The sequence below is a fragment of the Polaribacter sp. KT 15 genome (assembly GCF_900143115.1).
Classification (GTDB): Bacteria; Bacteroidota; Bacteroidia; order Flavobacteriales; family Flavobacteriaceae; genus Polaribacter; species Polaribacter marinaquae.
In genome coordinates this window covers 2,202,501-2,226,883 of sequence record NZ_LT670850.1, presented here as the reverse complement: position 1 = coordinate 2,226,883, position 24,383 = coordinate 2,202,501, and the positions used below count along the sequence as shown (strand labels likewise).

The window sequence follows — 24,383 nt, the reverse complement described above, 5'->3', positions numbered from 1 at the left end:
ACTACTTGTCCTTAACTTTTAAATTTTCTTTTTCTTGCACCTCTTTACGCAATCCGCTACTAGAAAAACGGTGCTCTCTTTTATTGAAATATAGTTCTATACCTTTTTCTTCGCAATATTGCCTACCTGTAAACATCTTACTTGCATATTCATCACCAATAATACGAACATCAATTTTAAATGATCTTAAAATATCTTCTAAATCTTGTTCTGTTGCATAAGGAACAATCTCATCTACATATTTACATCCTTTCAACTGAATATACCTTTCTACTACAGATTGTACTGGTCTATTTTTTTCTGGACGATCTAAAGTTGGATCAGTTTGCAAACCACAAATTAGATAATCACACTCGCGTTTAGCGTCTTCTAACATCTTAACATGACCTGCATGAAACAAATCAAACGCACTAAAAGTTATCCCTATTTTCATTTGCTTATTTTTTATTTAACAACCAAGAAGATGATTGTATTTTATCTCCTAAACCATCAATTAAATCAATACCTAATTCTTTGCAAGTCGGTACCTCTGGAATAGAATTATTATTTTGATCTCCACCATTTGCAAAACCTAATTGATATTCGTCTCCGTAAGTATCATGAAGATATTTAATTGAAGCACACACCGTTCTATCTTTATCTATAGATATAAATGCTTTATCAACAGCTTTTATATTCTGAACTATGAATAAACGTTCTTCTTCCTTTTGAAATTCTTTAGAACCTTTTAACGCTCTTTGTAAATCGCTGTTAACAATTACAAATAATTGGTCTGCTAAATTTTTAGCGTTATTAAAATACTCTAAATGTCCTTTATGAATCGGGTTAAAGTAACCAGATACGATGATTGCTTTTTTCTTCATGTTTAAATTTTAATGCAAATATAGATTAATTATTTACTTTACAAAGGGGTGTTTTTCACCTGTTTGTAATATAGCTTTATTTCTAATATCATGAACGATTTCTATAGAGTTTTTTACCTCATCCAACCCAAAACCTTCATTTAATAAAATCTTTTGATAACTTTTGGTATGCAATTCTGTAAAACCCTTACTAAACTCCAGCTCTTCATTATCAATAGTTATAGATCTATATGTTCGTTGTGATTTCTCTTTTACCTCTTTTGGCAAATCATTTTCGTCGATAGATAAAAACCAACGCACTCTTGCATTTTCAAACTCTAAAAAACCGGCAGCTTTGTTTTTTTCTCTTAAATGAACTACATTATTTTGAACATTTCCAAAAATCCAAGACAACATATCATAAAAATGAACACCTATATTAGTTGCTATTCCGCCCGATTTAGCCTCATCACCCTTCCATGAAATATCATACCACTTACCTCTCGAAGTAATATATGTTAAATCAATATCGTACTTCCCTTTTTTATTTGCTAAATCTACTTTATTTTTCAATTGAATAATAGATTCATGCAATCTTAACTGAAGAATGGTATTAATTTTACCTTGAGACTCCTTTTCAATTGCCGCTAAAGCATCAATATTCCAAGGATTTAATACAATTGGCTTTTCGCAAATAGCGTCTGCACCTCTTCTTAACGCCATTCTTATGTGAGAATCATGTAAATAATTAGGAGTACAAATACTTACGTAATCTAAATTTGTATTTTGATTTCTCTTTAACTTCTCTATATGCCTATCAAATCTCTCGAATTCAACAAAAAAATCTGCATTCGGAAAAAAGCTATCCATTACACCAACAGAATCAAATTTATCTAAAGCAGCAACTAAATTATTATCAGTATCCTTTATCGCTTTTAAATGTCTTGGTGCAATGTAACCTGCGGCACCTATTAATGCAAAGTTTTTCATCTTTATAATGATTTATCTACTACTTTTGAATCGAAAAAATTCTTAACATCGTATACTACAGCTTTCTCATTTTTTAAAGAATTCAAATTTATCGTTTTATATTCTTCATGAGAAACTGTCAACACAATGGCATCAAACTTTTTATTTGGTAACGTAGTTTGAGACTCTAAATTGTATTCTTTTTTAACTTGAGCAGGATCTGCACAAGGATCGAAAATTGTAACATTTGTTCCAAAATCAACCAACTCATTTACAACATCAACTGCTTTTGTATTTCTAACATCAGGACAATTTTCTTTAAAAGTAATACCCAACACCAATACAGCTGCATCTTTAACCTCAACACCTTCTTTTATCATTAGTTTCGCCACTTCAGAGGCAACATACTTCCCCATGCTATCATTCACTCTTCTACCAGAAAGAATAATTTCTGGATGATACCCAAACTCTTGGGCTTTTTGCGCTAAGTAATAAGGATCAACACCAATACAATGTCCGCCAACCAAACCTGGTTTAAATGGTAAAAAATTCCATTTTGTACCAGCAGCAGCTAAAACATCTTGTGTATTAATATCCATTAAATTAAAAATTTTCGCCAACTCATTTACAAAAGCAATATTAATATCTCTTTGAGAGTTTTCGATAACTTTTGCAGCTTCTGCAACCTTAATTGATGATGCCAAATGGGTTCCTGCCGTAATTACAGAATTGTATAATTTATCAACTTTAATACCAGTTTCTTTATTAGAACCCGATGTTACTTTCAATATTTTATCTACAGTATGTTTTTTGTCTCCTGGATTTATTCTTTCTGGCGAATAACCTGCAAAAAAATCTTTATTAAATTCTAAACTAGAAATATTTTCTAAAACAGGAATACAATCTTCTTCAGTTGCTCCAGGATACACAGTTGATTCATATATAACGATATCATCCTTCTTAAGAACACCTCCAATTAGTTCGCTTGCTTTTATTAAAGGAGTTAAAACAGGTCTGTTGTTTTTATCAACCGGAGTTGGAACTGTAACTATGTAGTAATTACTATCTTTAATATCTTCTTTAGATGTTGTAAAAAACAACCCTTTTTCGTGATTATTATTATCAACTAAAACCTCTTTTAAAACATCTTCTTCTACTTCTAAAGTCGCATCGACACCTGTCTTTAAATCAGCAACTCTATTTTCGTTGATATCAAAACCAACTACAGCATACTTTGTAGCAAAAAGTCTAGCCAATGGCAACCCTACATACCCTAAACCGATTATTGTAATTTTAATTTTACTCATTTATAAATTTTCTGCGTACCATTTTATAGACTCTTTTAACCCTTCTTTCAAAGAATATTTAGGATTGTAATTTAAAAGTTCTTTGGCTTTATTGATTTCTGCATGAGAATGCGGAATATCTCCTAACCTATTAGGACCATGAATTACATCAATATTTTTTATTTCTGAATTATATTCTGATAAGTACTCTTTTAAATAACTAACTAAATCATTTAATGAATTCCGATCTCCGAAAGCTGCATTGTAAACAGTATTTATAGCGTTTTTATCAGCAACTAAACTCAATAAATTAATCTGAATTATATTATCAATATACGTAAAGTCTCTAGAATGCAAACCATCTCCGTTAATAGTTGGCGATTCTAATTTAAGCAACTGACTGATAAATTTAGGAATAACAGCCGCATAAGCACCATTAGCATCTTGTCTTTTTCCGAAGACATTAAAATACCTTAAACCAATAGTTTCTATCCCGTATGTTTTGCTAAAAACATCAGCATAAAGCTCATTAACATATTTAGTAATTGCATAAGGCGATAAAGGTTTTCCTATTACAGATTCTACTTTTGGTAATGAATTTGAGTCACCATAAGTTGATGAGCTAGCAGCATAAACAAACCTTTTTACTTTATTTTCTTTAGCTGCAACTAACATATTTAAAAATCCACCAACATTAACACCATTAGATGTAATCGGATCTTTTATAGACCTAGGCACAGAACCTAATGCTGCTTGATGCAATACATAATCTACATTTAAACTTGCTTTTAAACAGGTTTCAATATTTCTTATATCACCTTCAATTAAAGTAAAGTTAGGATTCTCTAAAAAAGATAGAATATTTTCTCTTTTTCCTGTTGAAAAATTATCTAAGCAAACTACAGCATTTTCTTTAGCCAGTAATACTTCACACAAATTAGAACCTATAAATCCGGCTCCTCCTGTAACAAGTATTTTTTTTCCTGATAAATCTATATCCATTGTGCTCTTTTTACCTTTTCTCAAGAAAACAAATGTAATAAAAAAGAACCACTTGTGAGATTTTAGATTTATATAAAACTAAAAAATCCCTCACAAATTGTGAAGGATTTTACTTGGTGGGCAATGAGGGATTCGAACCCCCGACCCCCTCGGTGTAAACGAGGTGCTCTGAACCAACTGAGCTAATTGCCCTAAGCGGATGCAAATATATAATGTTTTTTTAATCTAGAGAAATTTTTTCTTAAAAATAAATAATTATTTTAATCAAACTATTTCAATAAAAAAATCCTACTATTTCTAGTAGGATTTACTTGGTGGGCAATGAGGGATTCGAACCCCCGACCCCCTCGGTGTAAACGAGGTGCTCTGAACCAACTGAGCTAATTGCCCTAAGCGGATGCAAATATAAGATAGATTTTAAACCTACCAAATAAAAAACAAACTTTCTTTAAATTATTTCCGCAACTACAAAAGTACTTCCTCCTACATAAACTATATCATCTTGACTAGCAACACTTACTGCTTTATCAAACGCCTTTTTAACTGAGAGAAAAGTTTTTCCGAATAACTTAAATTCTTTTGCTTTTTCTTCTAGAATAGCCGCAGGTAATCCTCTTGGAATATCTGGTTTACAGAAATAATAATTAGCATCTTTAGGAAACAAAGGTAAAACCTCATCTAACTTCTTATCAGAAACAACGCCTAAAACAATATGTAAATTTACAAATCTCTCGTTTTTTAACTGATTTAAAACTATACTTAATCCTTCTTTATTATGAGCTGTATCACAAATAACTTTAGGAGAATTTTGCAAAATCTGCCACCTCCCTTTTAAACTTGTATTTTTTACTACGTTTAATAATCCTTTTTGGATATTCTCTTCCGTTACCTTGAAACCTTCTAGCTTTTTAATTGCTCTAACTGCAGTTTTAACATTTTTTTTCTGATAATCCCCCAACAAATCGGTTTTAAATATCTCTTCGAAACCTGATGCAAAAACAATTAAAGCATTTTCACTTAAGGCTTTATTTACAAAAACCTGCTTAACCTCTTCTTGCTCTTCACCAATTACAACCGGAACTCCTTTTTTTATAATTCCGGCTTTTTCGAAAGCAATTTCTGGTAAAGTTTCTCCTAAAAACTGTGTATGGTCTAATCCAATATTTGTAATTACAGAAACTTCTGGTGTAATTATATTTGTAGAATCTAATCTACCACCCAAACCAACTTCAATAATTGCTATATCTACTTTTTCTGTTGAAAAATATTCAAAAGCCAAACCTACAGTCATTTCAAAAAAAGAAAGTTGTTGTTTTTCTAGAAAGACTTTATTCTTATTAATAAAAGAGGTAACGTTTTCTTTTGGAATTTCTTCTCCGTTAATTTTAATTCGTTCTGTAAAATTTTTTAAGTGGGGCGACGTATACAGGCCAACCTTATACCCAGCTTCTTGTAAAATTGACGCCAACATATGACTTGTGGAACCTTTTCCGTTAGTACCTCCAACATGAATTGTTTTAATTTTTTTCTCCGGAAAATTTAGCTTTTCTGATAATGCTAAAATATTGGTTAAGTCTTTTTTAAACGCTGTTTTACCTTGCTTTTGATACATCGGTAATTGCGAAAACATCCAATCTAAAGTTTCTTTGTAGGTCATTTTAATGAAATAATACTTTTATAAAAAAGTAACTTTTTTAAGGCAAATGTAAGTGATTATTTAGATAAAGAGAATTTATAAATAATTGTACCTGTTTGAACTGCTGGCGCATCACTATCAGGATTCCATGTTGTTTTAAGAGCGGCTGCTTCTGCAGGTTTCGCTAAACAAGGTTTGCTATTTGTTGTTCCTTTTTCACCAGCTTTAGCATAAATTACTTTACCATCTTTATTTACTCTAATCTTAACAACCACGATACCCTCTTCGTTACAATCTGGTTGATTGATTGGTTTAGACAATGCTTTTCTACCTGCTAGATTGTAATTTCCGCCAGAACCAGCACCTTTATTACCATAGTATTTAGAAGATTTATCATCACCACCTTCATTTCCTTTAACACCTTCAACCTTATCATCACCTTCTCCTTTAGGTTCGCCAGACAGATCATTACCATTTAACAATTTGTTTAATGCATATTGATTTTCTTTTGATGGTTTTGGCTTAGGCTTTTTCTTTTCAACAACTTTTTTCACTTCTTCTTTAGCAGGTTCTTTTTTTAGTTCTTTCACTTTTTCAACAACTGACACTTCCTTGGTTGTTTCCTGTGTAATCACCTCTTCTTTTACAGTTTCTTTAATTGTTTCTTCTACCTCTTCAACAACCTCTTCTTTCTCAATTATTTTAGGTACTATTTTTTTTGATTTAACAACTGGCTCTCCATTTCCTAAATTAGAATCTCCAAAATTAATAGCAAGACCATATTCTTCTGGCGGATCTAAATACTGCATTCCATAATTATAAATTCCGAAGATTAATAAAATCAGAATTACTGCTGTAATTAGTGCAGATTTACGTTTATGTGCTGTATCTAAAATTGCCATTTATTTACCTTTAACAGCTAAAATCATTTTTAATTTATTCTTATTCGCAATATCAATTACTTTCATCACATTTTTATAAGGAACATCTTGATCACCTCTTATAACAATCGTTTTCTTTTTATCTGTACCAACTTCTTTTAAAATTTCGCTTTCTAAATCCGAAGAAGTGACTTTAGATTTATTAATATAAAATAATGAATTATTGGTAATTGTAATAGCAACTGATTTACTGTTTTCAGTTTTACCTCCTGCTTTTGGCAAAATAACATCTATAGCACTAACTGTTACTAGCGTAGAAGTTAGCATAAAAAATATCAGTAATAAAAAAACAATATCTGTCATTGAAGACATATTGAAAGACGGATCTACCTTATTTCTACCTCTTAAATTCATACTAAACAGGTTCGTTTAATAAATCTAAAAACTCTACAGATTTAGCTTCCATTTGATATACTACTTTATCTGTTCTTACTACTAAATGATTGTAAGTTATGTACGCAATAATACCCACAATTAAACCTGCAACGGTTGTAGTCATTGCGGTATAAAGCCCATCAGAAAGCATTTTTATATCTATTTGTCCGCCTGCATTTGCAATTTCATGAATAGCTACAATCATACCTATTACGGTTCCTAAAAAACCTATCATTGGTGCAGCACCCGCAATAGTTGCAAGTACACTCACATTTTTTTCTAGTTGATACACTTCTAACTTACCCGCGGTTTCTATTGCTGTATTTATATCTTCTAAAGGCTTTCCTATTCTAGTAATTCCTTTTTTAATTAATCTTGCTGTTGGTGTATTTTTACTATCACATAAAGACTTAGCAGCGTCTAACTTACCGTTTGACACATAATCTTTAATCTGATCCATAAAATTCTTATCTACTTTAGAAGCTGCCTTTATAGCAAAAAATCTTTCAAAATAAATATACAATCCTACAGCTAATAAAATAAATAGGATTGCTATTATTATTTGACCTCCAATACCTCCATCCATAATTAAATTATAGATAGAAAGTGTTTTTTCTTCGGAAACTGTTTCTTCTAACAATTCTTTATTTTCTTGAAAAAATGTTACCATTTTGTTTTCTTTTAAAGTTCTTAAGTACTAACGAGTTTTCTATTGTAAAATTGCTTTTAAACAAAAAGCTTTTTATGAGATATAAAAAATGCCATTTTGTAAATAACAAAATGGCATTTGATAAATATTTTGCTATTGATTATACAAACATTCTTAATACTACAAATGATATAGATCCTACTAAAAAACCTATAAAAGCTAACCAAGATATTTTTTTGATATACCAGAAAAAATCAATTTTTTCCATTCCCATTGCAACAACACCTGCAGCAGAACCAATGATTAACATACTTCCTCCTGTACCAGCGGAAAATGCAATAAAGTGCCATAATGGATCATCTAAACCTTCAGAAAACATTCCTAAACTTGCTGCTACTAATGGTACATTATCAATAATTGCAGAACCAATTCCTAATAAAATTACAACTAAATCAGAAACTCCTGTTCCGCTTAACTCTGTTCCTATTAACGGAATTCCTTGTTTTAAACTGTCTGCGAAATTAAATAAAATACCTAAAGATTCTAACGCTGCAACAGCCATTAAAATACCTAAGAAAAATAAAATACTTGGCATTTCAATTTTTGACAACGAATGATGAACCGGACTGTGATGCGCTCCACTTTCATGCTCTTCTGCTTGTTCTCCTTCTACTGTAGAAATAGAGAATTTAGAGTTACTATAAATCTCTGCAAAAGTTGCTACAATTGCTAAAGAAAGCATCATACCTACATAAGGTGGTAAATGTGTAACTGTTTTAAATACTGGTACAAATAAAATTGCTCCTAAACCTAAATATAGCATTCTTGCGCTATGTCTACTTTTTGGCTTCTCAACTTCGTTTTCATCAAAATCAATTTCACCTTTAAAAGCCGGTAAAAATGTAGCTATAAATGTTGGTACAACCATACATAATAAAGACGGTATAAATAAGTATGTAAACAACATACCTGTACTTACTTTATCACCAATCCAAAGCATTGTCGTTGTAACGTCTCCAATCGGAGAAAAAGCTCCACCAGCATTTGCAGCAATAATAATTAAACCTGCAAACCAAATTCTATCTTCTCTTGTTTTAACAATTTTTTGAAGTATCGATATTAATACAATCGTTGCAGTTAAGTTATCTATAATTGCTGATAAAATAAATGCTAACACAGCAAACATCCAAAGTAATTTTTTCTTACTCTTAAAGTTAACGTATCCCTTAATTGTAGAAAAACCATCAAAATAATCGATAATCTCTACAATTGTCATAGCACCTAATAAGAAAACTAAGATTTCTGCAGTTTTACCTAAGTGATGCAATAACGTTTCTTCTACTAAATGTAACTTATCATCATGTGCCATAGATGCAAAACCATCTACCAAACCATGATTTGCAGAATCAAACCAATTAGAAAAATTATCTACACCTAAGGCAACCAAAGCCCAACATACCGCCATCATAATTAAGGCTGGTATTAATTTATCTAATTTTAAATTATGTTCTAAAGTAATGGCTAGATACCCCATTACAAACACTATAATAATTACTGATTCCATATTCTCTTATTTAATTTATATCAATTGTTTTAACGCTATTTCAAATGCTGTTGAACATATTTTTGTTTTAGACGCACTCTTTTTAAATGTTTTTTGCAATGCTTTTTTAATAACTTCTGATGTATCATCAAAAATAGCTTTGTCTTGCATTGGTAATGGCACTTTAGACTCCATTAAATAAGCAAAAACTCTTGCAATACCACAATTAGAGATAAAGTCTGGCAACAAACTTAAATGATTATCTGTGTATTCCATTATTGGTCCGAAGAAAATTTCTTTATCTGCAAACGGAACATTTGCACCCGGAGAAATTACTTCTAAACCAGTATCTATCATTTGCTGAACTTGATCTTTAGAAACCAATCTTGAAGCAGCTGCAGGAATAAAAATTTCTGCTGGTAAACTCCAAATTTTACTGTTAATTTCATCAAATGGTATCATATTTTCCGAAACCAGTTTATTTCCATCCTTAGATAAAAACAAATCTGTCATTTCATCCATAGTAAAACCATTCTCGTTAATTAAACCACCATCTCTATCTATAATTCCTACTACTTTGGCTCCTAATTGAGTTAAATAATAAGCTGCAGCAGAACCTACGTTTCCGAAACCTTGCACGATAGCTCTTTTACCCTCGATGTTACCACCGTAAATATTATAGTAATGCTTTACTGCTTCTGCAACACCATAACCAGTTAACATATCTGCAACTGTATATTTTCTTGATAAATCTGGAGAAAAATATTTGTTTTCTATAACTTTAATTACCCCTAAACGTAACTGACCAATTCTATTAATTTTATCTGCTTCGGTAGGTTTAAAATGACCATTAAAAATACCTTCTTGCGGATGCCAAACTCCACAATCTTCTGTAATCGGAATTACATCTTTATCTGCATCTACATTTAAATCTCCTCCAGTACCATAATAATGTTTAAGTAAAGGTGTTACTGCTTTGTACCATCTTTCTAAAACCTCTCTTTTTCTAGGGTCGTTTGGATCAAAATTAATTCCAGATTTTGCACCACCAATTGCTGGTCCAGATACGGTAAACTTAACCTCCATAGTTTTAGCTAAAGACAATACTTCGTTTTTATCTAAACCTTTTCGCATTCTTGTACCTCCGCCGGCTGCACCTCCTCTTAAAGAGTTAATTACAGTCCATCCTTCTGCATCTGTTTCTTGATCTTTCCAGTGAAAAACTATTTCTGGCTGCTTGTTTTCGTATTTTTTTAATAATTCTTTCATTTTATTTTGTATTGAGTTTCAACTTATTTTCTAAATTTTCATGCATTTTTACCGACATATTTTACCTAGAGAAGCTAAAGTTGATTCATTTTTAAAATTTTTTTATTGAATTATTATATCATTTTACAGACTTCTACAAACTTAATCTAAAAAAAACAATTGTTAAAACTTTTTAAATCAAAAACTAAGGTAAAAAAACAACCCCAGATGAATGATTTTTACTAGCACCAGTAACACTTTTTAAGCAATTTACCTGATTATCAATTTTTAACACACCTAAGAAAGCAAAAATTAAAGCCTCTTTATAGTTAATTAAGCTATTAGAAGCTTTAACAATTTTAACATTAGTGTAACATTTAATTCTATCTATTAAGAAAACATTAAACACACCGCCACCTGTTATTAGAACCGATTTAGAACCTTCTAAAACACTAGATATTTGCATTGCTACATGCTCTACAAAAGTTCTTAAAACATTTGACACATCTTTTTCTAAACTATCAATTAATGGCAATATTTGTTGTTGCACCCATTCTAAACCCAAAGATTTAGGCGGATTTTTCTGATAAAACTCTAATTGATTTAACTTTTCTAATAATACTTTATTAATCGTTCCTTTAGATGCAATTTCTCCGGATGCATCATATTCTAACCCTAACTTATTGGCATATAAATTTAAAACGATATTTACCGGGCAAATATCAAAAGCGATTCTACTAACTTTATTATGATAAGAAACATTAGAAAATCCACCAAGGTTAAGACAATAATCAATATTAGAAAACAACAACTCATCTCCTATTGGCACTAACGGCGCACCTTGACCACCTAATTTAACATCTTGTGTTCTAAAATCGCAAACAACTTTTTGCTTGGTTAGTTTAGCAATTTCATTTCCAGAACCAACTTGTAATGTAATTCCTTTATCTGGTTCGTGTAAAATTGTGTGACCATGCGAAGCTACAAATGCTAGTTCTTCAATTTTATAATTAAAAACGAAATTATTTATCAACGACGCCAAATACTTACCATAAGATATGTCTAACTTTTTTAATTCATCCGAAGAAAAATGAATAGCGTTTTGTAATTGTTGTTTCCATTCTATAGAATACGGAATGGTTTCGGCTTGTAAAATTTCAAAAAACGAATAGTCATTTCTCTTAAATTTCACATAAACAATATCTATGCCATCTAAAGATGTACCAGACATTAAACCCAAGGCAAAAAAGTAATTATTATTCATATTTGTAAAATTAACAAATGTCTATTGAAAATATGTTACGAAATCGATATCTTTGAAGTCGAATTTTACGAAAATAATAAAAATATAAAATGGATTTTAGTTTAACAGAAGAACACATCATGATTCGTGATGCTGCAAGAGATTTTGCACAAACAGAATTATTACCTGGAGTTATCGAAAGAGACAATAAGCAAGAGTTTCCTAACGAATTAGTTAAGAAAATGGGAGATTTAGGTTTTATGGGAATTATGGTAGATCCTAAATACGGAGGAAGCGGTATGGACGCAACTTCTTATGTATTAATTATGGAAGAACTTTCTAAAATAGACGCATCTGCATCTGTTATCGTATCTGTAAACAACTCTTTAGTATGCTACGGATTAGAAGCTTACGCATCTGAAGAACAAAAACAAAAATATTTAACAAAATTAGCTACCGGAGAATTTGTTGGTGCATTTTGTTTAAGCGAACCAGAAGCAGGATCAGACGCAACATCACAAGCAACAACTGCAGAAGATAAAGGAGATCATTATGTAATTAATGGTACAAAAAACTGGATTACTAGTGGTGGTCGTGCAGATGTATACTTAGTTATAGCGCAAACAGATCGTTCTAAAGGTCACAGAGGAATCAACGCTTTTATTGTTGAAAAAGGAACAGAAGGTTTTCACGTAGGACCAAAAGAAGACAAATTAGGTATCCGCGGTAGCGACACACATACACTACAATTTAACGACGTAAAAGTACCTAAAGAAAATAGAATTGGTGAAGATGGCTTCGGATTTAAGTTTGCCATGAAAACACTTTCTGGAGGTAGAATTGGTATTGCTGCACAAGCTTTAGGTATTGCTTCTGGTGCATACGAATTGGCTTTAAAATACTCTAAAGAACGCAAAGCTTTTGGTACAGAAATTTGCAATCACCAAGCAATTGCTTTTAAATTAGCAGACATGTACACAGAAATCGAAGCAGCAAGAATGTTAGTTATGAAAGCTGCTTGGGACAAAGACCAAGGCAACAATTACGACATGTCTAGCGCCATGGCCAAGTTATACGCATCTAAAGTTGCTATGGAACAAACTGTAGAAGCAGTTCAAATTCACGGAGGAAATGGTTTTGTTAAAGAATACCACGTAGAACGTTTAATGAGAGATGCTAAAATTACTCAGATTTACGAAGGAACTTCAGAAATTCAGAAAATTGTAATTTCTAGAGGCGTTATCAAAGGATAATCACCTTATTATATAAGTATTTAAAAATCCATCTTTTTAAAGGTGGATTTTTTTTACGGCAATTTTTTAAAACAAAAAAACGCGCTATCCACTATATCTTTTTTTTCATTCTTCAAAAAAAGGATGCCGTTTCTATCGCTATTGCACCTTTTTGCCAATTAAAGTTCTAAATCTAAAGCATGTAATTGCAAACCAGAAGAAGGCGCAATATTTCTCATAAACATTCTATCGTTATCTTCTTTTAAAGAGTTTTCAATAAAATTTAAATCTAAATTTCCTTTACCTACCTCAAACAAAGTAGCCATCATCAACCTAATTTGATATCTTAAAAAACCTTTACCCCTAACTTTTAACACATAAGAAACTTCCGGAAAAAAACTTGCAGTCAAAATATCATTTTCAACTATTTCACAACCATCTATAACTCGTTTAAACACTGTATGCTCACTTGGTTTTGTACAGTATTTATGAAAATAATGCTCACCTTCAAACAATTTAGCTGCTTTTTTCATCGAATCAATATCCAGATTAAAATCAATATTAATCATAAAAGGAGCCGCAAAAGGATGGTTTTTATCACCAAAAGAAAAATAATAATGATACTCTTTAACCTTAGGAGCATTGATAACATTAAAACTTGTTGGCACTTTTTTTACAGAAACAGCTCTAAAATCAGGCGAAAAATTAGAATTTAAAGATTTTAAAAAGGTTAATTCATCAATTTCAGAATTTCTAAAAAGCTGTAAATAATAGGTATTAGCAGAAACTTTAGCATCTGTTCTTCCTACCCCAATTGTCTTAAAATCAAAGTCTTCAAAAACAAAAGACAAAGATTTATCGACCATATCATGCAAAGTTTTTGCATTTTTTTGCTTTTGCCAACCAGAAAACCTAAACCCTAAGAATTCTAAACAAATTAGGTAAGAAAATGAATATTTCATAGGTGCAAAAGTACATAAATTACATTTTTTTTTACAAAACATGCATTTTTATGAATATCTCAAAATTATAGTTTACTTTTTTACGAACCTAACATTTTACACCTTTCAAAAACAAAAAAATATAGTTATCTCAATATAACCCCCTTTTTTTTGAGGGTACACACTCAAAATAAATCGTTTTGAAAATTAACACCCCTTGTTAATTTAAATTTAATATATACATTTGACCCGAGTTCATTAACAAAAAATTAACACAACTAAAGAACACTCATTATGAAAAAAATTATTCTATCATTACTATTCATTTCTAGTTTAGTAGTAACAGCACAAGAAAACGAAGACAAAGGAACATTTACATTAAGTGGAACTGTAGACGTATATCATACAAGTAATCTTAAAAGCAATTCTCCTGGCTCTTTAGGTATTTTATATTCAAGTGACGATCCTGCAGCTTCTGCAAATGGTTTTGGATTAGGTATGGTAAATACAATTTTTTCATATGAAAAAGGAAAAGCTGGGGTTGTTGCAGATTTAGCTTACGGGCCAAGAGCAAAAGCAGCAAATGCTTATGAAGGTGCAATCAACCAACTATACGCATATTACAACGCTTCAGATAAAGTAACTTTAACTTTAGGTCAGTTTAATACTTTCTATGGTTATGAAGTTATCTCTCCAGCAGGAAACTTCAACTACTCTGTATCTTATTTATTTAACGCAGGTCCTTTTTCTCATACTGGTTTTAAATTAGACTATGCAGCATCAGAAGACTTATCTTTTATGTTTGCTGTAACAAATCCTCATGGTATTACTTCTGGTGCAAACATTGGTAACGATTATCAATTAGGTTTTCAAACAGGGTATAAAGGACAGTATTTTAACTTAGCTTATGGTGCTGATGGTTTTGGAACTACAGATGTTTTATACTTAGACTATACAGGTGGGTTTGATGTTTCAGAATCTTTCTTCTTAGGAATAAATGCAGCATACTCAAATTCTGATGATGCAGATTATAGCTATAAAGGTGTTGCTTTTTACTTACAAAACACTTTTTCAGATAAATTCTCTTTAGGGTTTAGACCAGAATTTTTTACAACTACTACAGCAGATGTAGACAGTAGCGTATCTGCTTTTACTTTATCTGGTAACTATTCTTTAACGGGTAGTTTAACAATAATTCCAGAAGTAAGATATGACACTTCTGATGATGGTGTTGTTCCTTTTGGAAAAAGTGTAACAGGAGCTACACTAGCAGCAGTTTACTCTTTCTAAGAATTAATTAACCAAAAATTATATAAAAATGAGTTTATTTTTAACATTATTACAAGATACTCCAGCGTCAGAAGTGGCGCAAGCTGTTGAACAGATTAATGGAGATATGGGAATGCTTTGGATGCTAATTGCTGGTATTTTAGTATTCTTAATGCAGGCTGGTTTTACATTAGTAGAATCTGGAATGACAAGATCTAAAAATGCGGTAAACATCGCAATGAAAAATCTATTAGACATTTGTGTGGGTTCTTTAACTTTCTGGTTAGTAGGTTACTCTTTAATGTACGGAGATACATCTAACGGATGGTTTTTCTGGAGTGGTTTATTTCAAGGTGAAGGAGCAGATTTATTCTTTCAAACAATGTTTGCTGCAACTACAGCTACAATCGTTTCTGGTGCAATAGCAGGTAGAACAAAATATTCTACATATATCATTTTCTCTCTTGTAATGACAGCAGTTATCTATCCTATATCTGGTGGATGGCAATGGCAAGGTAGCGGTTGGTTAACAGAAATGGGCTTTATAGACTTTGCTGGTTCGTCAATTGTACACTCTGTAGGTGGTTGGGCTGCATTAGTAGCTGCATTTATGGTAGGTCCTAGAATAGGAAAATATGTTAACGGAAAGGTTTTACCTATCCCTGGTCACAATCAAGTTTTAGCAACTTTAGGTGTATTTATCCTTTGGTTTGGTTGGTTTGGTTTTAACGGTGGATCTCAATTAGCTTGGGGTGGCGCAGATGCAGTTGGTGCTTCTAACGTTGTATTAATCACAAATTTGTCTGCAGCAGCAGGTGGTCTTGGTGCTTTAGTTACAACTTGGATCTGGTACGGAAAGCCAAATTTAGCACAAACTCTTAATGGTTCTTTAGCTGGTTTAGTTAGTATTACTGCCGGATGTGGAAACATGACTGCAGGTGGTGCTGTATTAGCAGGACTTATTGGAGGTATCATTGTAGTATTTTCAATTGAATTTATAGAAAAGAAATTAAAAATTGATGATGCAATTGGTGCAGCTTCTGTACACGGTGTTGCTGGTGCTTGGGGAACTTTAGTTATAGGTCTTTGGGGTGTAGACGGCGATACTGCAATTGGATTATTTAATGGTGGTGGTGCTTCGCAATTAGGAGTACAAGCTGTCGGAGTTTTAGCTTATGCAGCTTGGGCAACTGTCTTATCTTTTATTGTTTTAGCAATATTAAAAGCTACAATGGGATTAAGAGTATCTAAAGAAGTAGAAATTGAAGGTTTAGATATTTCAGAACATGGTTCTATTGCTTACCCAGGTAAAAGAGTTAGAGATTTTGACGAAGATAAATAGCAGTTATCTACATAAAATTTTAAATCAATTATATATAAAATCACACAACTTTAGGGTTGTGTGATTTTTCTACGAAAAAACATTTTTAAGAACAATTAACTAAATATTTAAAATGAAAAAAATAGAGGCAATCATTAGAAAATCAAAATTTAGCGCAGTAAAAGAAGCATTGCATGATGTTGGTGTTAATTTTTTCTCTTATTGGGATGTTACCGGTTTAGGTAACGAAAAAGAAGGGCATGTTTACAGAGGTGTAAGTTATAGTACAAGCGATATTCAAAGAAGATATTTATCTATAGTAGTAAATAATGAATTTGAAGAAATAACAATTAAAACTATAATTAAAGCTGCATCTACAGGTGATGTTGGTGATGGAAAAGTTTTTGTAAGCGACATAAATGAAGCCTACAGAATAAGAACAGGAGAAAAAGGAGGAAAAACACTAAACTAAAACAGAATATTTTTTATATCATGGAATTATTAACAATAAATAATGTATGGATGATGATCTGTACAGCACTAGTTTTCTTTATGCACTTAGGTTTTGCATTTCTAGAAATTGGATTAACAAGACAAAAGAATACTATAAACATCTTATTTAAAAATATATTTATCATTACAGTAGGTTTACTACTGTATGCTTTAGTAGGCTTCAATTTAATGTACCCAACTTGGGCTGCAAATTCATCTGGATATTTAGGCGATTTTATATTTGGTATTTCTGCACCACTAAAAGATGGTGTTTTAGATTTAACATATAACGAAGGTTATACATATTGGACAGACTTTTTGTTTCAAGGAATGTTCGCAGCAACTGCAGCTACAATAGTTTCTGGTGCTGTAGCAGAAAGAATGAAAATTTTACCTTTTATGATATTTACAATATTGTATGTTGGCTTTGTTTACCCAATTGCAGGTTCTTGGAAATGGGGAGGCGGTTTTTTAGACCAACTAGACACTCCTTTTTATGATTTTGCAGGTTCTACTTTAGTTCACTCTGTTGGTGGTTGGGCTGCTTTAGTAGCAGTTTGTCTTTTAGGAGCCAGAATAGGAAAATTCAAAAATGGTAAAATTCAAGCAATACCAGGTCATAACATTCCTATTGCTACAGCTGGTGTTTTAATACTTTGGTTAGGTTGGTTTGGTTTTAATGGTGGCTCGGTTTTATCTGCAGATCCAGGTTTAACTTCTTTAACACTTGTAACTACATGTTTAGCTGCAGCGGCTGGTGGTGTTATGTCTGCAATTACTTCTACAATTCTTTTTAAAAATTTAGATTTAACGATGTTTCTAAACGGAATTTTAGGAGGTTTAGTTGCAATTACTGCTGGTGCAGATGTAATGTCTCCTATGGATGCAATTTATATTGGTGCAATAGCAGGTGTATTTATTGTATTTGCTGTTAGTTTAATTGACAAATTAAAATTAGATGATCCGGTTGGTGCAATAGCTGTTCATTTAATTTGCGGAATTTGGGGAACTCTTGCTGTTGGAATCTTTGGAGATTTAGCTAGCGGATCTCAATTTGTTAGTCAGTTAATAGGAATAGGATCTTATGCTGTTTTTTGTTTATTAACTTCTTTTATAATTATTTTTACTTTAAAGAAAACAATGGGAATAAGAGTTGATGAAAAAGAAGAATTAGAAGGTTTAGATGCTCATGAGCACGGTATGGATGCATATCCAGATTTTAGATTAAACGAACATTAACCTTTAAAAAATACACAATTTTTTACCTGCAATTTTAAAAAAATTGCGGGTTTTTTCGTTTTTTAACGATTTCACAATATAAAAAGCTTTAATTATTATTATTAAATTATTTGTATCGTTTTTTTGTTTTCATCACAAAAATTATATTAAAACCGCTAAAAAGTTAATTTTTTCTTAATAAAAAATATAAATTAGCCAATATAATTGAATACGATATGGAGAAACAAGGGTTATACTTACCAGAGTTTGAACATGAAAATTGCGGTGCTGGTTTTATCTGTAATTTAAATGGTCAAAGAACAAATCAAATCATACACGACGCACTAGAAATCTTAGTAAAACTAGAGCATAGAGGTGGTGTTAGTTCCGATGGAAAAACAGGTGATGGAGCAGGTTTATTGATAGATATTCCGCACGATTACTTTAACAGAGTTTGTAATTTTCCGTTACCTAACCAAAGAGAATATGCTGTTGGTATGGTGTTTCTTCCAAAAGTATCAAATCAATATAATTATTGTAAAAAAACTTTTGAAACCGAAATTTTTAATCAAGGTCTTTCTGTTTTAGGTTGGCGAGAAGTTCCTGTAGATTCATCTCAATTAGGTGAAATTGCATTGGCATCAGAACCAAACATAGAACAACTTTTTATTGGTAAAACAGAAGATGTTGACGAAGCTACATTTAAGGCGAAATTATACGCTGCAAGAAAAATTGCAGAACATACAATTCGAAAATCTAAAATTTCTGAAAGTAATTATTTTTATGTACCTAGTTTATCTATAACGACTATAATATATAAAGGTATAATTATGCCCGAAGATATTGGGCCTTATTATAAAGACTTACAAGAAATAGATTTAGTTACTAGATTAGCCTTAGTACACCAACGTTTTTCTACAAACACAATGCCAACTTGGGAACTTGCTCAGCCATTTAGACACATGTGTCAAAACGGAGAGATAAATACTTTAAGAGGAAATGTAAGTAGAATGCGTGTACGTGAAGAAATCATGAAAAGTGATGTTTTCGGCCCACAAATAGATAAACTTTTTCCAATAATTTTACCAGGAAAATCAGATTCTGCATCTATGGATATGGTGGTAGAATTATTAACGCATACAGGTAGATCATTACCAGAAATTATGATGATGATGATACCAGAAGCTTGGGAAAAACATGCTACCATGTCTAAAGAACGTAAAGCTTTTTACGAATATAATGGTTGTATAATGGAACCTTGGGATGGACCAGCTTCTGTACCATTTACAGACGGTGATTATATTGGTGCTTTATTAGATAGAAATGGTTTAAGACCATCTAGATATACAGTTACTAAAAGCGGAAAACTGATCATGTCATCAGAAATTGGTGTTGTAGATGTTGCACCAGAAGATATAAAAGAACACGGTAGATTAGAACCTGGTAAGATGTTTTTAGTAGACATGAACGAGGGAAGAATCATTCAAGATAAAGAAATAAAAAGTAAAATTGTTTCTGAAAGACCGTACCAAGAATGGTTAGATAAAACTCGTTTACATTTAAAGGATGTTCCTTACACAAACGAAACTTGCCCAATTGAAACAATTGATATAAAAACACGTCAACGTTTATTTAATTACACTTTCGAAGATATTCAAGAAGTAATTACACCAATGGCAATTGTTGGTAAAGAAGCTTTAGGTTCTATGGGAATAGATACTCCTTTAGCTGTTTTATCAGACAGACCTCAATTAATATCAAATTATTTTAAGCAATTATTTGCACAAGTTACAAATCCGCCTTTAGACGGAATTAGAGAAAACATTGTAACAGATATTAGTCTAAATTTAGGAAAAGATAGAAATATTTTTAGCATCACAGAAAGACAATGTAGAAAATTAAGAATACAAAATCCTGTGATTTCTAATGCCGATTTAGAAAAAATTAGATCCATAGAAATTGAAAGTTTTAAAGCTGAAACAATTCAAATTTTATATTCAAAAGCCCAAGGTTTAAATGGTTTAGAAGACGCTTTAGATAATATTGTTAAGCAAGTAGAAAAAGCTTTAGATAATAAAAGTAATATTATAATTTTATCAGATAGAGGTGTAAATCAAGAATTTGCCCCAATACCAGCTTTATTAGCTTGTTCTTATGTAAATCATCAATTAAATCGTTTAAGAAAAAGATCTTATTTCGATATAATTATAGAATCTGCAGAACCTAGAGAACCACATCATTTTGCTACATTATTTGGTTATGGAGCAAGTGCAGTGAACCCGTATATGGTTAACGAAATTATTAGAATGCAAGTTAAAGAAGGTTTTATAACCGGTATGGATGAGCAAAAAGCTGTAGACAACTTTAACAAGGCTATTGGTAAGGGTATTTTAAAAGTGATGAACAAAATAGGAATCTCTACATTACATTCTTATAGAGGTTCTCAAATTTTTGAAATTGTAGGTTTTAATTCACAATTTGTAGAAAAATATTTTCCATATACAGCTTCTAGAATTGAGGGAATTGGGTTATATGAAATCGAAAAAGAAATAGATCAACGCTACAAACAAGCATATCCAGATAATCAAATTGATAAAAATTTAGGTTTAAATGTTGGTGGAGATTATCGATGGAGAAGAAACGGAGAAAGACATTTATTTAACCCAACAACAGTTTCTAAACTTCAGCAAGCAGTTAGGTTAAGTGATCAAGCTAGTTATAATGTTTATTCAAATGCGATAAATGAGCAGTCTGAAAGTTTAATGACAATTAGAGGTTTGTTTGAATTTGACAACTTAGATCCTATTCCTTTAGAAGAAGTCGAACCTTGGACAGAAATTGTAAAACGTTTTAAAACAGGTGCAATGTCCTACGGATCAATTTCTAGAGAAGCTCATGAAAATTTAGCTATTGCCATGAATAGAATTGGTGGTAAGTCTAATTCTGGTGAAGGTGGTGAAGACAGAAAGCGTTTTCAAAAAGATATTAATGGTGATAGTAGAAATTCTGCTATCAAACAAGTTGCATCTGGTAGATTTGGGGTAACATCTCATTATTTAACCAATGCTAAAGAGATACAAATTAAAATGGCACAAGGTGCTAAACCAGGTGAAGGTGGTCAATTACCAGGTGAAAAAGTTTTACCATGGATTGCATCAGCAAGAAATTCAACTCCTTTTGTAGGATTGATTTCTCCACCACCACATCACGATATTTATTCAATTGAAGATTTAGCACAGTTAATCTTCGATTTAAAAAATGCAAATCGTGAAGCAAGAATTAATGTAAAATTAGTTTCAGAAGTTGGTGTAGGTACTATTGCTGCGGGTGTTGCAAAAGCAAAAGCAGATGTAGTTTTGATTTCTGGTTACGATGGTGGTACCGGTGCTTCACCTCTTACATCACTTAAACATGCAGGTTTACCTTGGGAACTAGGTTTAGCAGAAGCACAACAAACACTTGTTTTAAATGATTTAAGAAGTAGAATTGTTGTTGAATGCGACGGACAATTAAAAACTGGTAGAGATGTTGCCATTGCTGCATTATTAGGTGCAGAAGAATTTGGGTTTGCTACAGCACCTTTAGTTGCATCTGGTTGTATAATGATGCGTAAATGTCATCTTAACACATGCCCTGTTGGTATTGCTACGCAAGACAAAGAACTTAGAAAAAACTTCAAAGGAACACCAGAGCATGTTATTAACTTCTTTTATTATATCGCAGAAGAGTTAAGAGGAATCATGGCTCAGTTAGGTTTTAGAACGCTAGCTGAAATGGTTGGACAAACACACAAAATTAATGCAAATAGAGCTATTAAACATTACAAAGCTAAAGGGTTAGATTTATCAAGCATTTTACATAGACCTTCTGCTTATAAAAGTATGGTTGTAAAAAATACTGAAAAACAAGATCATAATTTAGACAATGTTTTAGATTTTACAATTCTTAAAGATTCTCATAGAGCACTTTATAGAAAAGAAAAAATGAATCTATTTTATCCTATAAAAAATACAAATAGAACAGTAGGGGCAATTGTTAGTAACGAAATATCTAAAATTTACGGTCATTTAGGTTTGCCAGAAGATACACTTAATATAAACTTTACAGGTTCAGCAGGACAAAGTTTTGGGGCATTTGGTGCTCATGGTTTAACGTTTACCTTAGATGGTAATACAAATGATTATCTAGGTAAAGGATTATCAGGAGCAAAATTAATAATTAAAAAACCAGAAAAAGCAGACTTTTTAGCAGAAAACAATATCATAGTAGGTAACGTTTGTATGTTTGGTGCTGTTGCAGGACAAGCATACATAAATGGTATTGCAGGTGAAAGGTTTGCCGTACGAAATTCTGGTGCTACAGCAGTTGTAGAAGGTGTAGGAGATCATTGTTGTGAATACATGACCGGTGGTAAAGTTGTTGTACTTGGTAAAACAGGTAGAAATTTTGCAGCAGGAATGAGCGGTGGTATTGCATACGTATATGATCCACAGAAAAAATTTATAAACGGACTTTGTAACACAGAAACAATAGAATTTGAAACACTTTCTAATGATGATGTCTCAGGATTAAAATCACTTATAGAAAAACATGTTCTGTATACGAACAGTAAAAAGGGTTCAGATTTATTAGCAGATTGGAATAATAGCTTACAAAACTTTGTAAAAGTAATGCCTACTGAATATAAGCGTGCCTTAGAGCGTTTAGAAACAGAAGAACCAATGTTTGAAGAATTAACAATAGCATAATGTCATGGGAAAAGTAACAGGATTTAAAGAATTTGAAAGACAAGATGAAAAATATACATCTGTTAAAGATCGTATAAAAAATTATAAAGAATTTACAGTTCCTTTATCTGAAGAAGAAATTACTAAACAAGGTTCTCGATGTATGGATTGTGGTATACCTTTCTGTCATAGTGGTTGCCCGTTAGGTAATTTAATTCCAGACTTTAACCATATGGTACACCAAGGCGAATGGAAAAAAGCCTCTTGGATTTTGCATTCAACAAACAACTTCCCTGAATTTACTGGTCGATTATGTCCAGCACCATGTGAAAAAGCTTGTGTATTAGGAATTATAGAAGATCCAATTTCAATTGAAAATATAGAAAAAAATATTGTTGAAAGAGCTTTTAAAGAAGGATGGATAAAGCCACAACCACCAAAAAAGCGTACTGGGAAAAGTGTAGCTGTTATAGGTTCTGGTCCAGCAGGTTTAGCCGCTGCACAACAATTAAATAGGGCTGGTCATTCTGTAACTGTTTTTGAGAGAGATGACGAAGTTGGAGGTTTATTAAGATATGGTATTCCTAATTTCAAGATGGAAAAAGGAATTATTGATAGAAGAATTAAAATTTTAGAAGCGGAAGGAATCATATTTAAAACAAATGTAAATGTTGGTGTTAATTATGAAATATCAGAATTAAAAAGTTTTGATAGCATTGTTTTATGTGGTGGTGCAACAGAAAGAAGAAGTTTACCAACTCCAGGTATAGATGCTGATGGTGTAGTACAAGCAATGGATTTTTTAACTCAACAAACAAAAGTTGTATTTGGTAAAGAAGTAAAAAATCAAGTTTTAGCAACAGATAAAAATGTTATAGTTATTGGTGGTGGAGATACAGGTTCAGATTGTATTGGGACATCAAATCGTCAAGGAGCAAAATCTGTTGTTAATTTTGAAATAATGCCTAAACCTCCAGGTCATAGATCTCCAAAAACACCTTGGCCATTTTGGCCTTTACAATTAAAAACTTCTTCGTCTCATCAAGAAGGTGTAGAACGTAATTGGTTGATAAATACAAAAGAATTTGTAAAAGATGAAAATGGCAAATTAATAGCTTTAAAAACCGTAAATGTTGAATGGAAAATGATTCCAGGACAAAGACCGCAACTAATAGAAATTTCGGGAACAGAAAAAACTTGGCCATGTGAATTGGCTTTATTAGCACTTGGTTTTACGGGTCCAGAAAGTACATTGGCTGATAAGCTAGGTATTTTAAAAGATTCCCGTTCAAATTACCAGGCAGATTATGGTAAATACCAAACTAATGTTCCACATATTTTTGTAGCTGGAGATATGCGTCGTGGCCAGTCATTAATAGTTTGGGCTATTTCAGAAGGAAGAGAAGCTGCAAGACAAGTTGATTTGTTCTTAATGGGTAGTTCAGAATT

At 31.9% G+C, this 24,383-nt stretch carries 20 protein-coding genes and 2 tRNA genes (1 of these 22 only partly in view); 7 read left to right on the top strand and 15 right to left on the bottom strand.

Going from position 1 to position 24,383, the window contains the following annotated elements; all coding sequences use genetic code 11:
* Position 1: 1 nt before the first annotated feature.
* The 14 genes from B5464_RS10005 to B5464_RS09940 all read right to left on the bottom strand — a co-directional run bounded on the left by B5464_RS10005 (position 2) and on the right by B5464_RS09940 (position 11,755).
* Positions 2 to 433: an adenylyltransferase/cytidyltransferase family protein gene (locus B5464_RS10005; protein WP_079738240.1), complete on the bottom strand. Its 432-nt coding sequence runs from the start codon at positions 431 to 433 to the stop codon at positions 2 to 4.
* 4 nt (positions 434 to 437) lie between these two features.
* Positions 438 to 863: an adenylyltransferase/cytidyltransferase family protein gene (locus B5464_RS10000; RefSeq protein WP_079738239.1), complete on the bottom strand. Its 426-nt coding sequence runs from the start codon at positions 861 to 863 to the stop codon at positions 438 to 440.
* 33 nt (positions 864 to 896) lie between these two features.
* Positions 897 to 1,832: a Gfo/Idh/MocA family protein gene (locus tag B5464_RS09995; RefSeq protein ID WP_079738238.1), complete on the bottom strand. Its 936-nt coding sequence runs from the start codon at positions 1,830 to 1,832 to the stop codon at positions 897 to 899.
* A 2-nt stretch (positions 1,833 to 1,834) separates the two neighbouring features.
* A complete protein-coding gene (locus B5464_RS09990; protein ID WP_079738237.1) occupies positions 1,835 to 3,118 on the bottom strand; it encodes a nucleotide sugar dehydrogenase in 1,284 nt (427 codons plus the stop codon).
* Complete coding sequence (locus B5464_RS09985; protein ID WP_079738236.1) at positions 3,119 to 4,099, bottom strand: SDR family oxidoreductase; 981 nt, start codon at positions 4,097 to 4,099, stop codon at positions 3,119 to 3,121.
* A gap of 114 nt (positions 4,100 to 4,213) precedes the next feature.
* A tRNA-Val gene (locus B5464_RS09980) sits at positions 4,214 to 4,291 on the bottom strand.
* 120 nt (positions 4,292 to 4,411) lie between these two features.
* Positions 4,412 to 4,489 (bottom strand) — tRNA-Val (locus tag B5464_RS09975).
* Positions 4,490 to 4,547: 58 nt separating this feature from the next.
* Entirely contained in the window at positions 4,548 to 5,756 is a 1,209-nt protein-coding gene (locus B5464_RS09970; RefSeq protein ID WP_079738235.1) for a folylpolyglutamate synthase/dihydrofolate synthase family protein, read from the bottom strand.
* 56 nt (positions 5,757 to 5,812) lie between these two features.
* Entirely contained in the window at positions 5,813 to 6,637 is an 825-nt protein-coding gene (locus B5464_RS09965) for an energy transducer TonB (RefSeq protein ID WP_079738234.1), read from the bottom strand.
* Positions 6,638 to 7,030, bottom strand: a complete 393-nt coding sequence (locus B5464_RS09960) for a biopolymer transporter ExbD (RefSeq protein WP_079738233.1) — start codon at positions 7,028 to 7,030, stop codon at positions 6,638 to 6,640.
* A 1-nt stretch (position 7,031) separates the two neighbouring features.
* Complete coding sequence (locus B5464_RS09955) at positions 7,032 to 7,721, bottom strand: MotA/TolQ/ExbB proton channel family protein (protein WP_079738232.1); 690 nt, start codon at positions 7,719 to 7,721, stop codon at positions 7,032 to 7,034.
* Between the two features lie 139 nt (positions 7,722 to 7,860).
* Complete coding sequence (gene nhaD / locus B5464_RS09950; RefSeq protein WP_079738231.1) at positions 7,861 to 9,264, bottom strand: sodium:proton antiporter NhaD; 1,404 nt, start codon at positions 9,262 to 9,264, stop codon at positions 7,861 to 7,863.
* A 15-nt stretch (positions 9,265 to 9,279) separates the two neighbouring features.
* Positions 9,280 to 10,512, bottom strand: a complete 1,233-nt coding sequence (locus B5464_RS09945; protein ID WP_079738230.1) for a Glu/Leu/Phe/Val dehydrogenase dimerization domain-containing protein — start codon at positions 10,510 to 10,512, stop codon at positions 9,280 to 9,282.
* A 184-nt stretch (positions 10,513 to 10,696) separates the two neighbouring features.
* A complete protein-coding gene (locus B5464_RS09940) occupies positions 10,697 to 11,755 on the bottom strand; it encodes an anhydro-N-acetylmuramic acid kinase (protein WP_079738229.1) in 1,059 nt (352 codons plus the stop codon).
* A gap of 89 nt (positions 11,756 to 11,844) precedes the next feature.
* Between B5464_RS09940 and B5464_RS09935 the strand changes: the two genes are divergently transcribed.
* On the top strand, positions 11,845 to 12,987 hold the full coding sequence (locus B5464_RS09935; protein WP_077811218.1) for an acyl-CoA dehydrogenase: 1,143 nt from the start codon (positions 11,845 to 11,847) through the stop codon (positions 12,985 to 12,987).
* Between the two features lie 158 nt (positions 12,988 to 13,145).
* On the opposite strand, the gene B5464_RS09930 is transcribed toward B5464_RS09935, so the two are convergent.
* Positions 13,146 to 13,928 carry a tRNA pseudouridine(38-40) synthase TruA gene (locus tag B5464_RS09930; protein ID WP_079738228.1) on the bottom strand — a complete coding sequence of 261 codons (783 nt, stop codon included), beginning with the start codon at positions 13,926 to 13,928 and terminating at the stop codon, positions 13,146 to 13,148.
* A gap of 273 nt (positions 13,929 to 14,201) precedes the next feature.
* Between B5464_RS09930 and B5464_RS09925 the strand changes: the two genes are divergently transcribed.
* The 6 genes from B5464_RS09925 to B5464_RS09900 all read left to right on the top strand — a co-directional run.
* Complete coding sequence (locus B5464_RS09925) at positions 14,202 to 15,197, top strand: outer membrane beta-barrel protein (protein ID WP_079738227.1); 996 nt, start codon at positions 14,202 to 14,204, stop codon at positions 15,195 to 15,197.
* A 28-nt stretch (positions 15,198 to 15,225) separates the two neighbouring features.
* Positions 15,226 to 16,518 (top strand): ammonium transporter, encoded by a 1,293-nt coding sequence (locus B5464_RS09920; protein ID WP_079738226.1) that lies wholly within the window; start codon positions 15,226 to 15,228, stop codon positions 16,516 to 16,518.
* Positions 16,519 to 16,630: 112 nt separating this feature from the next.
* On the top strand, positions 16,631 to 16,969 hold the full coding sequence (locus B5464_RS09915) for a P-II family nitrogen regulator (RefSeq protein ID WP_079738225.1): 339 nt from the start codon (positions 16,631 to 16,633) through the stop codon (positions 16,967 to 16,969).
* 20 nt (positions 16,970 to 16,989) lie between these two features.
* A complete protein-coding gene (locus B5464_RS09910) occupies positions 16,990 to 18,228 on the top strand; it encodes an ammonium transporter (RefSeq protein ID WP_079738224.1) in 1,239 nt (412 codons plus the stop codon).
* Positions 18,229 to 18,443: 215 nt separating this feature from the next.
* A complete protein-coding gene (gltB, locus tag B5464_RS09905) occupies positions 18,444 to 22,955 on the top strand; it encodes a glutamate synthase large subunit (protein WP_079738223.1) in 4,512 nt (1,503 codons plus the stop codon).
* A 4-nt stretch (positions 22,956 to 22,959) separates the two neighbouring features.
* Positions 22,960 to 24,383, top strand: partial view of a glutamate synthase subunit beta gene (locus B5464_RS09900; protein WP_079738222.1) — the 5' portion only. The gene runs 40 nt beyond the window's last position; only the first 1,424 of its 1,464 coding nucleotides appear in the window; the start codon lies at positions 22,960 to 22,962; its stop codon lies off the right edge, out of view.

Bases quoted from the DNA above. Each gene is read 5' to 3' on its own strand.
- B5464_RS10005 (WP_079738240.1), bottom strand. From the start codon at position 433: ATGAAAATAGGGATAACTTTTAGTGCGTTTGATTTGTTTCATGCAGGT.
- B5464_RS10000 (WP_079738239.1), bottom strand. From the start codon at position 863: ATGAAGAAAAAAGCAATCATCGTATCTGGTTACTTTAACCCGATTCAT.
- B5464_RS09995 (WP_079738238.1), bottom strand. From the start codon at position 1,832: ATGAAAAACTTTGCATTAATAGGTGCCGCAGGTTACATTGCACCAAGA.
- B5464_RS09990 (WP_079738237.1), bottom strand. From the start codon at position 3,118: ATGAGTAAAATTAAAATTACAATAATCGGTTTAGGGTATGTAGGGTTG.
- B5464_RS09985 (WP_079738236.1), bottom strand. From the start codon at position 4,099: ATGGATATAGATTTATCAGGAAAAAAAATACTTGTTACAGGAGGAGCC.
- B5464_RS09970 (WP_079738235.1), bottom strand. From the start codon at position 5,756: ATGACCTACAAAGAAACTTTAGATTGGATGTTTTCGCAATTACCGATG.
- B5464_RS09965 (WP_079738234.1), bottom strand. From the start codon at position 6,637: ATGGCAATTTTAGATACAGCACATAAACGTAAATCTGCACTAATTACA.
- B5464_RS09960 (WP_079738233.1), bottom strand. From the start codon at position 7,030: ATGAATTTAAGAGGTAGAAATAAGGTAGATCCGTCTTTCAATATGTCT.
- B5464_RS09955 (WP_079738232.1), bottom strand. From the start codon at position 7,721: ATGGTAACATTTTTTCAAGAAAATAAAGAATTGTTAGAAGAAACAGTT.
- nhaD (WP_079738231.1), bottom strand. From the start codon at position 9,264: ATGGAATCAGTAATTATTATAGTGTTTGTAATGGGGTATCTAGCCATT.
- B5464_RS09945 (WP_079738230.1), bottom strand. From the start codon at position 10,512: ATGAAAGAATTATTAAAAAAATACGAAAACAAGCAGCCAGAAATAGTT.
- B5464_RS09940 (WP_079738229.1), bottom strand. From the start codon at position 11,755: ATGAATAATAATTACTTTTTTGCCTTGGGTTTAATGTCTGGTACATCT.
- B5464_RS09935 (WP_077811218.1), top strand. From the start codon at position 11,845: ATGGATTTTAGTTTAACAGAAGAACACATCATGATTCGTGATGCTGCA.
- B5464_RS09930 (WP_079738228.1), bottom strand. From the start codon at position 13,928: ATGAAATATTCATTTTCTTACCTAATTTGTTTAGAATTCTTAGGGTTT.
- B5464_RS09925 (WP_079738227.1), top strand. From the start codon at position 14,202: ATGAAAAAAATTATTCTATCATTACTATTCATTTCTAGTTTAGTAGTA.
- B5464_RS09920 (WP_079738226.1), top strand. From the start codon at position 15,226: ATGAGTTTATTTTTAACATTATTACAAGATACTCCAGCGTCAGAAGTG.
- B5464_RS09915 (WP_079738225.1), top strand. From the start codon at position 16,631: ATGAAAAAAATAGAGGCAATCATTAGAAAATCAAAATTTAGCGCAGTA.
- B5464_RS09910 (WP_079738224.1), top strand. From the start codon at position 16,990: ATGGAATTATTAACAATAAATAATGTATGGATGATGATCTGTACAGCA.
- gltB (WP_079738223.1), top strand. From the start codon at position 18,444: ATGGAGAAACAAGGGTTATACTTACCAGAGTTTGAACATGAAAATTGC.